General features: G+C 46.9%; 14 protein-coding genes. 11 read left to right on the top strand and 3 right to left on the bottom strand.

The features are described from left to right. Positions 1 to 34: 34 nt before the first annotated feature. The 10 genes from sdaAB to ACYQ2E_RS00835 all read left to right on the top strand — a co-directional run bounded on the left by sdaAB (position 35) and on the right by ACYQ2E_RS00835 (position 11560). Positions 35 to 712, top strand: coding sequence for an L-serine ammonia-lyase, iron-sulfur-dependent subunit beta (sdaAB, locus tag ACYQ2E_RS00880; protein WP_460016157.1), 678 nt, complete (start codon positions 35 to 37; stop codon positions 710 to 712). 35 nt (positions 713 to 747) lie between these two features. Further along, positions 748 to 1614 (top strand): L-serine ammonia-lyase, iron-sulfur-dependent, subunit alpha, encoded by an 867-nt coding sequence (gene sdaAA / locus ACYQ2E_RS00875; protein ID WP_460016156.1) that lies wholly within the window; start codon positions 748 to 750, stop codon positions 1612 to 1614. Positions 1615 to 2043: 429 nt separating this feature from the next. Further along, the gene (gene thrS / locus ACYQ2E_RS00870) at positions 2044 to 3984 is read left to right on the top strand and encodes a threonine--tRNA ligase (RefSeq protein WP_460016155.1); all 1941 of its coding nucleotides are present in this window, start codon (positions 2044 to 2046) and stop codon (positions 3982 to 3984) included. Positions 3985 to 4139: 155 nt separating this feature from the next. Further along, entirely contained in the window at positions 4140 to 4385 is a 246-nt protein-coding gene (locus ACYQ2E_RS00865; protein WP_460016154.1) for a type B 50S ribosomal protein L31, read from the top strand. Between the two features lie 320 nt (positions 4386 to 4705). After that, complete coding sequence (locus ACYQ2E_RS00860; RefSeq protein WP_460016153.1) at positions 4706 to 5233, top strand: YceD family protein; 528 nt, start codon at positions 4706 to 4708, stop codon at positions 5231 to 5233. Between the two features lie 42 nt (positions 5234 to 5275). Continuing rightward, the gene (locus ACYQ2E_RS00855) at positions 5276 to 5983 is read left to right on the top strand and encodes a response regulator transcription factor (RefSeq protein WP_460016152.1); all 708 of its coding nucleotides are present in this window, start codon (positions 5276 to 5278) and stop codon (positions 5981 to 5983) included. Between the two features lie 449 nt (positions 5984 to 6432). Then, complete coding sequence (locus ACYQ2E_RS00850; RefSeq protein WP_460016151.1) at positions 6433 to 7797, top strand: HAMP domain-containing sensor histidine kinase; 1365 nt, start codon at positions 6433 to 6435, stop codon at positions 7795 to 7797. A 156-nt stretch (positions 7798 to 7953) separates the two neighbouring features. Continuing rightward, entirely contained in the window at positions 7954 to 9303 is a 1350-nt protein-coding gene (murD, locus tag ACYQ2E_RS00845; protein WP_460016150.1) for a UDP-N-acetylmuramoyl-L-alanine--D-glutamate ligase, read from the top strand. Further along, a complete protein-coding gene (murG, locus tag ACYQ2E_RS00840; protein WP_460016149.1) occupies positions 9300 to 10391 on the top strand; it encodes an undecaprenyldiphospho-muramoylpentapeptide beta-N-acetylglucosaminyltransferase in 1092 nt (363 codons plus the stop codon). The genes murD and murG overlap by 4 nt, the downstream gene beginning before the upstream one ends. 5 nt (positions 10392 to 10396) lie before the next feature. Further along, positions 10397 to 11560 carry a cell division protein FtsQ/DivIB gene (locus ACYQ2E_RS00835; protein WP_460016148.1) on the top strand — a complete coding sequence of 388 codons (1164 nt, stop codon included), beginning with the start codon at positions 10397 to 10399 and terminating at the stop codon, positions 11558 to 11560. 123 nt (positions 11561 to 11683) lie between these two features. On the opposite strand, the gene ACYQ2E_RS00830 is transcribed toward ACYQ2E_RS00835, so the two are convergent. The 3 genes from ACYQ2E_RS00830 to menB all read right to left on the bottom strand — a co-directional run bounded on the left by ACYQ2E_RS00830 (position 11684) and on the right by menB (position 14287). Further along, positions 11684 to 12055: a PaaI family thioesterase gene (locus ACYQ2E_RS00830; RefSeq protein WP_460016147.1), complete on the bottom strand. Its 372-nt coding sequence runs from the start codon at positions 12053 to 12055 to the stop codon at positions 11684 to 11686. Beyond that, positions 12055 to 13380 carry an o-succinylbenzoate--CoA ligase gene (menE, locus tag ACYQ2E_RS00825; protein ID WP_460016146.1) on the bottom strand — a complete coding sequence of 442 codons (1326 nt, stop codon included), beginning with the start codon at positions 13378 to 13380 and terminating at the stop codon, positions 12055 to 12057. Before menE ends, ACYQ2E_RS00830 begins: the two co-directional genes overlap by 1 nt. A 64-nt stretch (positions 13381 to 13444) precedes the next feature. Further along, positions 13445 to 14287 carry a 1,4-dihydroxy-2-naphthoyl-CoA synthase gene (gene menB / locus ACYQ2E_RS00820; RefSeq protein ID WP_460016145.1) on the bottom strand — a complete coding sequence of 281 codons (843 nt, stop codon included), beginning with the start codon at positions 14285 to 14287 and terminating at the stop codon, positions 13445 to 13447. A gap of 148 nt (positions 14288 to 14435) precedes the next feature. Between menB and ACYQ2E_RS00815 the strand changes: the two genes are divergently transcribed. Continuing rightward, complete coding sequence (locus ACYQ2E_RS00815) at positions 14436 to 15410, top strand: DMT family transporter (RefSeq protein ID WP_460016144.1); 975 nt, start codon at positions 14436 to 14438, stop codon at positions 15408 to 15410. The last annotated feature ends 10 nt before the right edge of the window (positions 15411 to 15420 follow it).

The following is a 15420-nucleotide window of genomic DNA, read 5'->3' as shown; positions in this document are numbered from 1 at the left end:
GATGAACTCAGTTTAAATAAGAAAGTGTGAAAAAATGGTTGAGAATCTACGGTATAAGTCTGTTTTTGACATTATCGGACCGGTCATGGTGGGGCCTTCTAGCTCCCATACAGCCGGCGCCGCCCGAATCGGCAAAATTGTACGCTCGATTTTCGGCGAACTGCCGGAACAGCTGGAAATTCATCTCTACGAAAGTTTTGCCAAAACCTATCGCGGACACGGCACAGACGTTGCGATTGTGGCAGGTGTGCTGGGCATGAATCCGGACGACCCGGACCTGCCGAATGCGCCGCAGCTGGCCTATGAGCAGGGTATGGAAGTGAGTTATGTGCTTCATCTGGATGAACAGACTGATTTTCCCAATACGGCGCGTCTGATTTGCCGGAAAGGCAGCCGCTCAATGGCGATTACAGGCGTTTCCCTCGGCGGCGGCTTAATAAAAGTCACAGAGCTCAACGGCTTTGAAGTCTCAATTTCTATGGGCATGCCGACCTTTGTGATTGTCCAGAAAGATGTGCCGGGCGCCATTGCCAAAGTCACGTCGATTTTGACGGACAATGACGTCAACGTCGCGCAGATGAATGTGACGCGAACCGCCAAAGGCGATAAATCCATCATGATTATCGAGGTGGACACCACGCAGAATGTGGATGCCGCAGCAGAAAAAATGAAGACCATCCCAGAACTCTATGACGCGACGTTCTTCATGTAAATTCAATGTGAGTGATGCTGATAGTTGGAGGAAAAATGTACGCAAATATTACAGAATTGATTGAACAGGCCAAGGAAATAGGCTCAGTGGCCGAATTGGCCATTCAAACTGAAATTGAAGTGACAGGCCGTTCGCGCGAAGAAATCATTGAGCTGATGGAGCGGAATCTTCAGACGATGAAAGACTCCATTGTCAACGGCCTAAAAGGCAAGAAGTCCATTACAGGCCTGACGGGTGGCGATGCCGTAAAAATTGACAATTATATCAAATCGGGCAAATCTCTGTCAGGAGCAGGCATTCTGTCAGCCGTGCGCAATGCGCTGGCAGTCAATGAAGTCAATGCTCAGATGGGTCTGATTTGTGCCACGCCGACTGCAGGCTCAGCTGGAACCCTGCCGGGCGTGTTAATGCTGGCGATTGAAAAATTGGGTCTGACGCACGAACAGCAGTTGGACTTTCTCTTTACTGCGGCTGCATTCGGGCTGGCAATTGCCAACAATTCGACGATTTCAGGCGCTGAGGGCGGCTGCCAGGCTGAAGTCGGCTCGGCCTCGGCCATTGCGTCAGCCGCGCTTGTGATTGCGGCTGGGGGAACGATTGATCAGGCCGCCCAGGCGATTTGTCTGACGCTCCAGAACATGCTGGGCTTAATTTGCGACCCTGTGGCCGGACTCGTAGAAGTGCCCTGTGTGCACCGGAATGCCCTAGGTTCTTCTCAGGCGCTGGTTTCTGCCGATATGGCCCTGGCCGGCATCGAAACGATTTTCAATGCAGACGAGGTTGTCGCAGTCATGTACAAGGTTGGAAAAAGTCTACCTTCTATGTACCGCGAAACCGCAGACGGCGGCTTAGCACAAACACCGACAGGACGTGCAGTTATGGAAAAACTTTACGGAAATTAAACAATGTATCGATGATTGTCTAAAAATGTTGCTGACAAGATTGTCAAATTTGACAAAGTTTAGACGATGCGTTAAAATGTCACTAGAGACAAGTTGAACGGAAAACTTTCAAGAGAGCAAACGGCTGGTGTGAGTTTGCAGGTTGGAATCTTCAATACCACTCGTTTAAATGCGTTTTGTAAACAAAGCGGTTTAGATAATTTCTGATGTGAACATCAGACGCCCCCAGCACGATACGCTGATGATGAGAAGTTCCAGCCTTGCTGGCGCTTGAAATAAGGTGGTAACACGCATTTTGCGTCCTTTGTAGGGATAAGCAGAATGCGTTTTTTGTTTTCTGTTTATTGATGCTCAATTAGTAAAAACAAATGAGCCGGGAAATCGGCTTGTAGACTGAATCAGAAGCGATTCAAGTCGGAAAGGAAAATTATGATTAAAATTACGTTTCCAGATGGTGCAGTGAAAGAATTCGAGGCCGGTGTCAATGCCTTTGATATCGCCAAATCCATTTCTCCCAGTTTGGCCAAAAAGACTCTGGCAGGAAAATTCAACGGCAAGTTGATTGATGCCCGCCGTGAAATCACGAGCGATGGGGATTTCGAGATTATCACGCCGGAATCCGAAGAGGCACTGCCATTGCTGCGTCACTCCGCAGCACACCTGTTCGCACAAGCGGCTCGCCGCCATTTCCCCGACATTCATCTAGGTGTCGGTCCAGCGATTCAGGACGGCTTCTATTATGACACTGACAATGCGGCTGGGCAGATTACTGCTGAGGATTTGCCGGTGATTGAGGCCGAGATGCACAAAATTGTCAAGGAGAATTTCCCTTCAGTTCGCCGCGAGGTGGCAAAGGCCGAGGCCAAAGAGATTTTTGCGCATGACCCTTACAAGCTTGAGCTGATTGACGAGCACAACGAAGATGAGGGCGGATTGACGATTTACTCGCAGGGTGAGTATACAGACCTCTGCCGCGGCCCGCATGTGCCTTCAACGGGTATGATTAAGTACTTTAAGCTTCTGAATGTGGCGGGTGCATACTGGCGCGGAAACTCCGACAATGCCATGATGCAGCGTATTTACGGCACTGCCTGGTTCAGCCAGGAAGACCTGGACGCCAATCTGAAGTTCCGCGAAGAGGCCAAAGAGCGCGACCACCGCAAACTCGGCCGGGAGCTCAATTTGTTCTTCAATGATGCTGCTCTTGGCGCAGGAACGGCTTACTGGCTGCCTGACGGCGCAACGATTCGCCGTATTATCCAGCGTTATGTCGAAGACCAGGAAGTCGCTAACGGCTACCAGCACGTCATCACGCCGATTCTGATGAATCTGGACATTTACAAACGTTCCGGCCACTGGCAGCATTATCACGAGGACATGTTCCCGCCAATGGACATGGGCGACAATGAAGAGATGGAGCTGCGTCCAATGAACTGCCCATCGCACATCGCCATCTACCAGCACGACGTGCATTCCTACCGTGAACTGCCGATTCGTATCGCCGAGTTCGGTATGATGCACCGCTACGAAAAGTCCGGCGCCCTGTCAGGCCTGCAGCGCGTGCGCGAGATGACGCTCAATGACGGGCACACCTTTGTGACGCTGGATCAGGTACAAGAAGAATTCGGCAAGATACTGCAGCTGGTTCTCGATATGTACCGCGACTTCGGCATTGACGAATACAGCTTCCGCCTGTCTTACAGAGACCCTGAGGATACTGAGAAATACTTCCCGGATGACGAGATGTGGGAAAAATCGCAGAAAATGCTCAAAGCCACAATGGACGACCTCAAGCTGAAATATGTTGAAGCAGAGGGCGAAGCAGCCTTCTACGGACCAAAACTTGACATTCAGGTGAAGACGGCGCTGGGCAACGAAGAGACACTGTCCACCATTCAGCTGGACTTCCTGAACCCTGAGAATTTTGACATTACTTATATCGGCGCAGACGGCGAAAAACACCGCCCTGTCATGATTCACCGCGGCGTTATCTCAACGCTGGAGCGCTTCATCGCCTACCTGATTGAGCAGTACAAGGGCGCCTTCCCAACATGGCTCGCACCGACTCAGGCAACGATTATCCCCGTCAATGAACAGGCACACGGAGATTATGCCTGGAAAATTGCCAAAACCCTGCAGGACAAAGGTTTCCGTGTCAAAGTGGATGACAGCAATGAAAAAATGGGCTACAAGATTCGCCAGTCTCAGACCAAGAAAATCCCATATCAGATTGTTATCGGCGACCAGGAATTGGCCGACGGCACAGTCAACATCCGCCGCTACGGCTCGACAGATACGGAAGTTTTGCCGCTTGACGAATTCCTCAAAGCATTGGAAGCTGACGTGGCAAACATGAGCAGAAAAGCTTAATTTTCGCGGAACTGAAAAATTTTATAAACAAAACTAGTGTTTTTGCTTGCAAATTTGAGACAAATTTGATATATTTTGTAAGTACGGCTTTAGGCCTTCAAAAACTTTGGTTCGGCAGATTTGCTAAAAATAAGAGCCAAGGCAGAAAGGAAAAAATGAAGAAAGATATCCATCCTAAATATGGACCAGTTGTGTTTATGGATACATCAACCGGTTACCAGTTCTTGAGCGGTTCGACAAAATCGTCGAAAGAAACGGTCAAGTGGGAAGACGGCAACGAGTACCCGCTGATTCGCGTGGAAATTTCATCTGACAGCCACCCGTTCTACACCGGCCGCCAGAAATTCACACAGGCAGACGGACGTGTTGATCGGTTCAATAAGAAATACGGTCTTAAATAAGATTTTTGGATTCAGCTATTATGCGAGAATTAGAAGTCACGATAGAAGATACTTGCTAAATAGCGATTCAGCTGTTTTCGTAGCTTTTGCAAAATTCAAGATTCTATCAAAACTTGATAGAATCTTTTATTAAGTGAAACAGTCAGAATATTTTGTCCTCTTTGCATAAATCAGTATTTTCTAAAGTGGGCTGCTGTAAAATACAGCATAAATGCTATAAATTGCCAATTTAAAGACTTTGTGATAAAATAGTTGCAGAATTTGATTAAATTTCGAGTAAATTTCATTGGAAAATGAAAAAAGAATGATATAATTAATTTATGAAGTGGCGAATTGATGAAATTCAAAAGCAAAAGTTAATTGATTTTGATGAAGTGCTTGATTTGAAGGATGAACTGACGGCGCGCAACCCGGACATCTTAGATTTAACAGATGTGGCGGCGGCGGGCTCGATAAAATACGATGACGGTTTTTATGACTTGCTGGCCGATGTCAGCTACATCATAACATTGCCGTCTTCGCGGAGTCTGAAGCCGGTGCGATTGCCGGTGACACTGGAAATCTTTGAAACTTATGCTTTGCCTGAAAAGGTTGAAGAAGCGGATAAGTCCGTGATTTTCCCGTTAGAGTCTGATGAAATTTCACTTGATGAGATTGTGGCAGATAATATTTTGCTGGAGATTCCTCTGCAAATTCTGACGGATGAAGAAAAAGAAACTGGCGCGATGCCGCATGGCAAAGATTGGAAAGTCTTATCAGAGGAAGACTATGAACAATCGAAAGTCGACCAGAAAAAAGCGAACTCTCCGTTTGCGGCCCTTGACGGCCTAGCTAATACGTTTGATTAATTTTAACACTGTAAATGGTGAATTATAGAAGAAGGACAAAAAATGGTTGGAACAAAAAAAATACTAATTATCGAAGACGAAAAAAATCTAAGTCGCTTTGTATCATTAGAATTGGAACACGAGGGCTATCAGACTACTGTGGTAGCAGATGGCCGCAAAGGCTTGGAAGAGTCTCTGACAGGCAAATATGACCTGATCCTGCTGGATCTCATGCTGCCTGAGCTTGACGGCTTTGAAGTGGCGCGTCGTGTGCGAAAAGACGGCGTGAACACGCCGATTATCATCATGACAGCCCGTGATTCTACGATGGATCGTGTCGCCGGACTTGACATCGGTGCAGATGACTACATCGTCAAGCCGTTTGCGATTGAAGAGCTGCTGGCGCGCGTGCGGGCATTCTTCCGTCGTGAAGATCAAGTGAAGAAGCTCAATAGCGTCTCAGATGACGATAATACTTTCCGTGATTTGAAAATTGATCGGATTAATCGTACCGTCGTCCGCGGCAATCGTGTCATTGACTTGACTAAGCGTGAATACGAGCTCTTGCTGACGCTGATGCAGCATCACGGCGATGTAGTGACGCGTGAGCATTTGGTGTCTGAAGTTTGGGGCTTTCCTAACTCGGAAACGAACGTGGTTGACGTCTATGTGCGTTATCTGCGCAATAAACTTGACGAGCCGGGTAAAGAGTCATACATTCAGACAGTACGCGGTTTGGGCTACGTGATGCGTGACAATACGCTGAAATAATCATGCTGCAAATAAGGGCAGCTCTAACAAGCTCAGATTTTGTGATTTTGGTCAAACACCCCTGCTGGGGAAAGCAATCTGTCAGCGGCTAAAACCGCAGCAGCCTGTTGCCAACTTTCTTTATCAGGACTTCTAGACTTACTATTGTAAGCCGTTGTCGCCCGTTCTTGACTTTCGAGAATTTGCCATTTCGCCTTGCACTTTAGTTGTTTTGTGCGAATGGATAGTATTATGCAGGCGCGTAGGACAGATTGAGAGTCACAAGTAGCAGTTTGTTAGAGCTGCCCTTAAAATAAATTATGTCAAAAATAAAAAAAAGCGAAAAAAACTTTGCCAGTCAGAATAAATTTAAACGACTGAATAGTTCAATTCTGTGGCGTTGGTCTGTAGCTAACGCTGCTTTTTTCTTTGCGGCCATCATGCTTGTGGCTTTAATCAGTTATTTTATCATGCACACTTCAATTGTTGGTTCAAACAAATCGAGTATGAACGATTCTCTTAACGAAACTGCCGTGCAGTTTTCTAAAACAGATCAGCCGCTTTCAACGACTAATTTTCCGAGAGTTCTGTCGACGGTAAAAGGAACTGAGGAAGATGGGACGGAAGAGTTTTTGCAGACTTCAGAAACGTTTAGTCTGATGATTTCTTCTCGTAACTTGAATTTCTTTGTCTTCAGCAATTCACAGCGGCTGCTTTTCAGCTCAAATATGAAGCATATACCCTTTCATGCGAGCACAAACGGCAAGATTATTTCTTATAAACTCGGCAGCAGTTCGGGATATTTAAGTGTGAAGCCGATACGTTCAGAAAAAACGGGTGAGATTATTGGTTATCTGATGGGCTATTATGATTTATCAAGTTTCAATAATTTGAGTAAAAAATTATTAATGGCCTACTTTTTCCTTGTGATTGTTGCGCTGATTGTGTCTGTTTTCTTTGGCTTTCAACTGTCTAAATATTTCATTAGGCCTTTGCATGCAATCGGCAGTTCGATGAGGAAAGTGGCGGCTCATCCAGAGGAGCCATTTGAGGCCGTGAAAATTGATACTAATAAGACGGACGAAATTACACAAATCGCTGATTTTTATAATCAGATGATGGGGCATGTGAATTATTATGTCGAGCAGCAGCGCGGATTTGTGTCAGATGTGGCGCATGAACTGCGGACGCCGCTGGCTGTGATAGATGGCCACATACACCTTTTGCAGCGCTGGGGTAAAGATGACCCTAAAATACTTGAAGAGTCAGTTCAGGTCATCATAAATGAGGCCTCTAACATGAAAGAAATGCTGGAAAGCATGCTGGTTCTGACACGGCTTGAGCAAAATCAGGCAATTATAGAATTTCAGAACCGGACGACGGATCCAGTAGAAAAAATCGAGCTTATTCTGCCTAATTTTGAACTGCTGCACCCTGAATTTAAGGTTAATTTTAAAAGTTTTCTCCCCGGAAACTGCCTGATTCGCATAGATGAAGGGCATTATGTCCAGGCTTTGATGATTCTGCTGAACAATGCTGCAAAGTATTCTCCAGATTCACGCAAATCTGTTACAATTGAATTACATGAGGATGGGGACTTTGTCGCAACAAGCATAGCAGACCAGGGCATGGGCATATCTAAAGAAGATGCCAATCTCGTTTTTGAGAGATTCTTCCGTGCGGATAAGGCACGCAACCGAGAAATCGGCGGAACAGGTCTAGGGCTTCCAATTTTAGCTAATATTGTGAAACAATTCGGCGGCGGGCAAGTCAAGGTTGAATCAGAGCTCAATAAGGGCTCAAAATTCACTTTCAGAATTCCTAAAGCAAAATAGGCTGAATTCAATAAATTTTTTCTTATAACATGACGTTTTCTTTTGGAAAGCGTCGTTTTTATTTATTGGACAAAAACCTATGTACTGTTTATATTTTCTCATGTTTGGAATTCGGTTACATTCAGAATTTTGGCATTTTTGTGATAAAATAAAGAGATGAAGAATTATCAAGAATATACCGACAAGAGAGTCTTGGTACTTGGCTTAGGACGAGCTGGTACAGCTGCAGCTAGAGTGCTCCGGGAGCTGGGAGCTGATGTAGTTGTGAATGATAGCGAGCTGCAGAAAGCTCCTGAACTTGAAAAACTCGGCATCAAGGTGATAACGGGTTCACATCCTCTGGAACTTTTGGACGGTATAGACTTGATGGTAAAAAATCCGGGGATTCGTTATGATAATATTTTAGTAGCAGCAGCTGAAAGTCGCGGGATTCCTGTGATTACAGACATTGAGCTGGCCGGCCAAATTTCGGAGGCGCCGATTGCGGCAATTACGGGTACTAACGGGAAAACTACGACCACTACCTTGATTGGGCTGATTTTAAATGAAGCGGGTCTTAATGCCAAGGTTGCCGGAAATATTGGTATCCCAGCCTCTGAAGTCGCTTTTGAAATCAATAAATCCGACACGCTTGTGCTGGAGACCTCCAGCTTTCAGCTGATGGGAACGCGCGATTTTCACCCGCATATTGCTGTTATCACGAATATTTACTCGACGCATCTGGATTATCATGGCTCACAGGCCAATTATGAAGCGGCCAAATGGAATATTCAGAAGAATATGACGGCTGAGGATTTTCTGATTTTGAATTTTAATCAGGAGAAAATGCGTGATTATGCGGAGAAAACTCAGGCGACGGTTGTGCCTTTTTCTACTCAGGAGCTTTTGACGCAGGGGGCCTATCTTCTGGATGGCAAGCTTTATTTCCAGGGGGAATATATTCTTGACGCGGCGGAGCTTAGTTTGCCTGGTGAGCATAATGTTGAGAATGCGCTGGCGGCTATTGCTGCTGCGAAGCTTCAGGGTGCTGACAATGCGGCAATTATAAAAGTTTTGACTACTTTTGAAGGGGTGAGACATCGTTTGCAGTTTTTAGGGACGGCTCATGGTCGCCGCGCTTATAATGACACTGAGGCAACTAATATTTTAGCGACTAAAAAGGCTTTGACTGGCTTTAATCACAGCAAGCTTTGGTTATTTGCCGGCGGGCTCGACCGCGGGAATGATTTTGATGAGCTTGAGCCTTCGCTCATCGGTCTGAAAGGTCTGGTAATCAGCGGACAGACAACGCCTAAGTTTGTTGCCCTCGCTGAAAAGATGAATATTCCCTATATTACAACGGAAAATGTTGTGACGGGACTGAATGAAATTTTCCCGCGTACGGAGCCTGGGGACACGCTGCTGCTGAGTCCGGCTTGTGCGAGCTGGGACCAGTATAAAGACGCGGAGCAGCGCGGTGACATGTTCATTGAGGCTTTTGACGCTTTGAAGGAGACGGTGGAATGAGAGTTGTACTTACAGGAGGAGGAACGGGCGGTCATATCTACCCGGCTTTGGCTTTTGCAGAGTATCTTCGCAAGGTTGAGCCGGAGACGGAGTTTCTTTATATCGGCACGAAAAATGGCCTTGAAAGTAAAATTGTCCCGGCGGCTGGCTTTGTTTTCAAAACGGTTGATGTTCAGGGCATTCGCCGCTCGTTGTCGCCTGACAATATTCGCACGGCATGGAAGTTCCTGCATTCTACTTTGGATGCGCGCAAAATCATTGCCGACTTTAAGCCGGATGTGGTTTTCGGGACGGGTGGTTATGTTTCGGGGCCGGTGGTATATGCCGCGACACGGCTCAAGATTCCGACGATTATTCATGAGCAGAATGCGGTGCCTGGGATTACGAATAAATTTCTGGCCAAGCGCGTGACAAAGGTGGCTGTGGCTTTTCATCATGCCGAGCAGAATTTTCCGGCTGACAAGGTGGTTTTCGTAGGAAATCCGCGGGCGCAGGAAGTGGCTGACATCAAGCCTTCAGACATTTTAAAGACTTATGATTTGAATCCGGAGAAGCCAACGGTAGTGATTTTCGGTGGTTCACGCGGTGCTCTGACGATTAACCGGGCGGTTGTGGCTGCTCTGCCGGAATTGGAGCATCAGGATTATCAGACGCTTTATGCTTCGGGTGAAATCTATTATGACGACTTCAAAAAAGAGTTCATCAAATACGACGCAAATCCGAATATTGCGATTCGTCCTTATATTGCCAATATGTCGGAGGTTTTGTCTTCGGCTAGCCTGATTGTGGCCCGTTCCGGCGCGACGACGATTGCAGAGGTGACGGCGCTTGGTCTTCCGGCTGTTTTCATTCCTAGCCCGAATGTGACCAATGACCAGCAGACAAAAAATGCGCAGGAATTGGTCGAGGCAGGCGCAGCAGTTATTATCAAGGACGCCGATTTGACAGCAGACACGCTTTTACAAAACATTTCAGAAATCCTGTCAAATAATGTAAAATATAAAGAGATGAAAGCTGCAAGTCTCACTGCAGGCGTTCCAGACGCTTCTGACAGGCTTTACAAAGTTATCAAGGAAATCACCAAATAAAATAAATGGCAGAAGAAGATTTTAAAAGCCCATGGCAAATCGAGCACGAGAAGATGCTCGCTCAGCAGGAAGCTGAAAAACGCGCGCAGGCGAAGGAAAAGCGCCGCGAATTTTTGCGCGGTTTGAAAATTACGCGTAAATCTGAGCAGTCGCTTCATGAAATCATAGCGGCGGAAGAAAGGCAGAACAAAGAGAATCAAGCTTCAGCAGATGCAGATATCAATCAGACTGTTCTCAGCTATGAAGATGGAAATGTTATTGATAACACCTATGCTGACGCTGAAAATGAAAGTGCCAAGTCTTCTGTCTTTTCTGCTTTTAAGCCCCTCGGCAGAATTTTGCGCCGAATTTGGCCGATTCTGCTCATTTTCTTTATTGTTTTTGTCGTCAGCATATATAGTCTGTCGCCGCTCAATCGCATCGGCGCGTTTAGCATCACTGGAAACACCATTGTCAAGTCCAGCGACATTGCGGCCGCTTCTAGGCTGAATATGCAGAGCTCAATTTACCAGATTTTTACACATAAGGCAGCGATTGAGGCGGATATTTCTAAAAGTTCGCCACGTATTGAGAGCACAGCTGTCAGTATTGCGCTTCCTAACAAGGTGAATATTTCTGTCAAGGAATACGGAAATATTGGTTTTGTCGAGCAGAAGGGCAAAGATTATGTCGTTTTGGCCAATGGTACCATCATTTCCGAGACGGTTGTGCCAAGCGACAAGCTTGGGGCCAATCCGCTGCTGCTGAAGGATTTCAGTGACAGCCAAACCAAGCAGTTTGCGCAGGCATATGAGACACTGAAGCCGTCTCTGCGCAGCCTTATCCGCACGGTGACACTGACGCCAAGCCAGTCGACAGCCGACTTTATCACCTTGGAGATGTCAGACGGGAACTCGGTCAAAGTGCCGCTGAGCCAGATGAAGCAGAAGCTCCCCTGGTATCCAAGCATTGCCAAGCAGGTAAGTCCGCCGACAACGGTTGATATGGAAGTCGTTTCGGCAGGAATTTTCACAGCTCCAACGGCACAGTATAACGACGTTTTCGCCGATGACAATCCGGCTGGTCTATCCAAGAGTCTTTCGGAAAGTAAAGCTGCCGCCAGCACGGCGAGCACGTCGTCTGGTGAATCAAGTACAGCGGCTGATTCTTCAGCTCAATCCGCTCCATAATAAGATATTAGACAAAAAACAGAATTTCGTCAATAAAATTCTGTTTTTTCACATAAATGGGCGGACATTTTCACGGTTTTTGTCCTATATCTATCCGGAAAATGAATTCACCATAAATTCGGATTAACGTTTGACAATATGATTGGTGACTGTCGCATGGGAAATCAGTTCATTTTTCTCGTCAATCATTTGAATATCCCAGACATGCGTTGATTTTCCTTTGTGCAAAAGTTTGCCTTTTGCACAAATTTGTCCCTGGGATTTTTTGGCGCGCAGATGCTCGGCGCTGATGGATTGACCTACTGCGAAATACTGTTCATCAGCCAGCAAATGGTTAGAGGCCATGCCCGCTGAGATTTCCGCTAGAAGCAGGCTGACGCCGCCGTTGAGATAGCCGAGTGCCTGCGCGTGAAAGTCAGTTAAGGGCAGACAGACTTCAAATTCAGTGTCGCTGAGTTTGGCTGCAACGAGGCCTAATTCGTCAATCAAGGTCATTATTTCAAGTCCTTTCGCAGGATTTTTCCGGATGGATTTTTTGGGAGTTCGGCTAATTTGACAAAGGTCTTCGGCTGTTTAAATTTCGCCAGTTTGTCTGATAAGTATTTTTGAATTTCAGTTTCTGTCAGATTTCCGGCATAATAGAGAACGGGTATCTGTCCCCAGCTCTTGTCAGAACGTGGTATTACGGCGCATTCGCTGATTTCCGGCAGGCGGTAAAGTAAATCTTCAATCTCTTTGGGATAAATATTTTCTCCGCCGGAAATGATGATGTCCCGGCGACGGTTGAGAACGTAAAGGTAATCGTCCGCGTCCAGCCAGCCGACATCTCCTGTCATGAAATAGCCGTTCAGCGGGGGCATGTCGAGATAGCCTTGCATTAACATGGGCGAGTGCAGGCTTATTTCGCCGATGCCGTTCTGGTCGGGCTGCTGGATGCGAATCTTGACCCCGGGCAGTGCCTTGCCGGCAGAGGCGATTTTTTCTGGTGCTTCTAGGACATTAAAAGTTGCAGACTGTGAGAATGTCTCTGTCATGCCATAGGTCTTGAAAATCGGCAGATTCTTGGCGGCAGATTTTTCGACTAGGCTCAATGGAATGGTTTCGCCGCCGAGCAGAATCATGCGTAAACTATGGCGCTCCAGCGGCTCAATTAAACGCTTCAGCTGCGTTGGTACGAGCGACATCATGGTCAGTTTTTCAGAATTTACTAGTTCTAAGACTTGTTCTTCGCTGAATTTTGACAAAAGTGTTAATCTTGTCCCGTTATAAAGGCTGCGCATGACGATTGACAGACCGCTGACATGGAAGATTGGCAGGACACAGAGCCAGTTATCATCGGCTTGGACGCCGACAACTTGAGCAGAAGCTTTGACCTGGGCAGAAATCATTCTCCAGGTAATCGGAACAGTTTTGAATTTGCCGGAAGTTGCACTGGTGTTCATGAGAACGGCAATTTTGTCGGCGGCTGGCTCCCAATTCAGTTTTGGAATGTCTTTGGCCAATAAAGGGGAGAAATCTGTTAAAATTGTCTCAGGACGCACGACGACACTGATGTTTAAATGTCGGGTCTGCTCAGCAATCTCAGCCTCAGTCAGCGCAGGATTGAGCAGCAGCACTTCCTTTTCCAGCAGCAGTAGGGCAAAGAGCACCAGCAGACTTTCTTGCCGATTGCCTGCCAGCAGTGCCACACGGGTGTCAGTGATGGAGGCTAAAGGGCGGACATATGAGCAGGCTAAATCATAGGCTTGACGAAATGTCAGTTTATTGATGAATTTGGTATCCGGCTGACTGGAAGCCCATTTTTTTAAGTATTGCAGCATTATTTTTCCTTACTAGAATGTTTGCGCGTGATTTGATAATGAGAGCTGAAAATGGATGCCCGCATTAAGGGAATTTCGGAAATTGCTGGAAATCCGGCTGGCGCTTTTCAACAAAGGCGTCACGTCCTTCCTTGGCTTCATCCGAGGTATAGAACATCAAAGTGGCGTCGCCGGCAAATTGCTGCAGGCCTGCTAGACCGTCGGTAGCGGCGTTGAACGAGGCTTTAAGCATGCGCAGGCTCATCGGAGAGAGCTGCAGCATTTCCTCCGCCCATTTGACCGTTTCTTCTTCGAGTTTGTCAAATGGGACGACGGTATTGACCATCCCCATGTCCAGTGCTTGCTGAGCGCTGTACTGACGGCAGAGGAACCAGATTTCACGGGCTTTTTTCTGTCCGACCATGGCAGCCAGCAGCCCAGTGCCGTAGCCAGCGTCAAATGAACCGACACGGGGACCGGTTTGGCCGAATTTTGCATTTTCGGAGGCGATTGAAAGGTCGCACACGAGGTGCAGCACGTGTCCACCGCCGATGGCGTAGCCGTTGACCATGGCAATCACGGGCTTTGGCGTGATGCGAATCAGGTGCTGCAAGTCAAGCACATTCAGCCGCGGAATCTGGTCTTCGCCTACATAGCCGCCGTTGCCGCGGACTCTCTGGTCACCGCCGGAGCAGAATGCTTCTTTTTCGACACCTTGTCCATGATTGGCGCCGGTTAAAATAATGACGCCGATTTCAGTGTCATCGCGTGCTTCTGAAAAGGCGTCAATCAGCTCAACTACGGTCTTCGGCCGAAAAGCATTGCGGACCTCCGGCCGGTTAATCGTGATTTTTGCGATGTGATGATAAGTTTCATAAAGCACATCTTCATATTTGCGTTTGCCTGCAGTCCAGTTATATTGCGTCATTTGCCGCCTCCTTTTTATCTCAATTTAAATTATAACATGTGTTAGATTTTTATGATAAAATCATGTGTCAAAACTTTTTTTGCTGTAAGAAAAAATTTTCATGCAATGACAAAAGCGGGTACAAATAAAAAATAGTTTAGGAATGTTTATGATTTTTATTTATGTTTTTGCCGGAATATTTGCAGGCTTCGCAATTGCCAACATGACGCCGATAAACGCGCGGCTGCGCAATAAGATTGAATCGCCTTTTGTCGCAATCGTCATCTCAATTCTTGTCTCGACAATTGTCATGGCTGTTGCGACATTGCTCACAAGGCAGCCGCTTTGGCCGACGGCAGATTTTGTCGGCAGCCACCCGCCCTTTATCTGGCTGGGGGGAATCATCGGCGCTGTCTATGTGACATCAAATGTGCTGATGTTTCCAAAACTCGGCTCGATTGAAACGGTTGTTTTGCCTTTGCTTGGCCAAATTCTGACAGGAATTGTCATTGACAGTTTCGGCCTGTTCAACTCGCCAAAAGTAGAGCCTGCTCTGGCGAAAATTATGGGCGTTATTCTCTTGATTGTCGGACTTTGGATTACGATTGTTCTGTCGGAAAAAAGCCGTCAGGATAGGCTTGGGAGTGCAAGCGGCGTGCAGCGCTGGAATTGGCGGATTTGGGGGCTGATTGTCGGCGGTATGACGGCCGTTCAGCAGACGATTAACGGTAAGCTGGGAGGCATGCTGGCTGCCGCTTCAAACATGGTTAAGGGAACAATTCAGGGCTCTTTCTTTGCTTTTTTCATCGGTCTCATCATTATTCTTGTGATTGCGCTTATTAAAGAGCGCCGTGTTCTGCCGACTAAAGAACAGTGGAAAAACTTGCGGCCGACGGATTTTCTGGGCGGTTTCTTTAATGGAATTGTGGGAATTGTGCGCATGTGGCTCCGGATTGTGCTTTCACAGACAATGGTGGTGGCACTGGTTGACTTCGGGCAAATCACTACAGGGCTCCTTGTGCAGCAGTTCGGCTGGTGGAAATCGCCTAAGCATAAGGTGAATACACTGCAGATTGTCGGGCTTCTGGTCATGTTTGCGGGTGTGCTTTTGATTGTCGGCGTTTTTAACGTTTTTAAATTTTAAGGTGGTAAGA

This window comes from Lactovum odontotermitis (assembly GCF_054658595.1).
The sequence above is the reverse complement of the archived record's forward strand: the minus strand, read 5'-3'. Positions and strand labels throughout refer to the sequence as shown.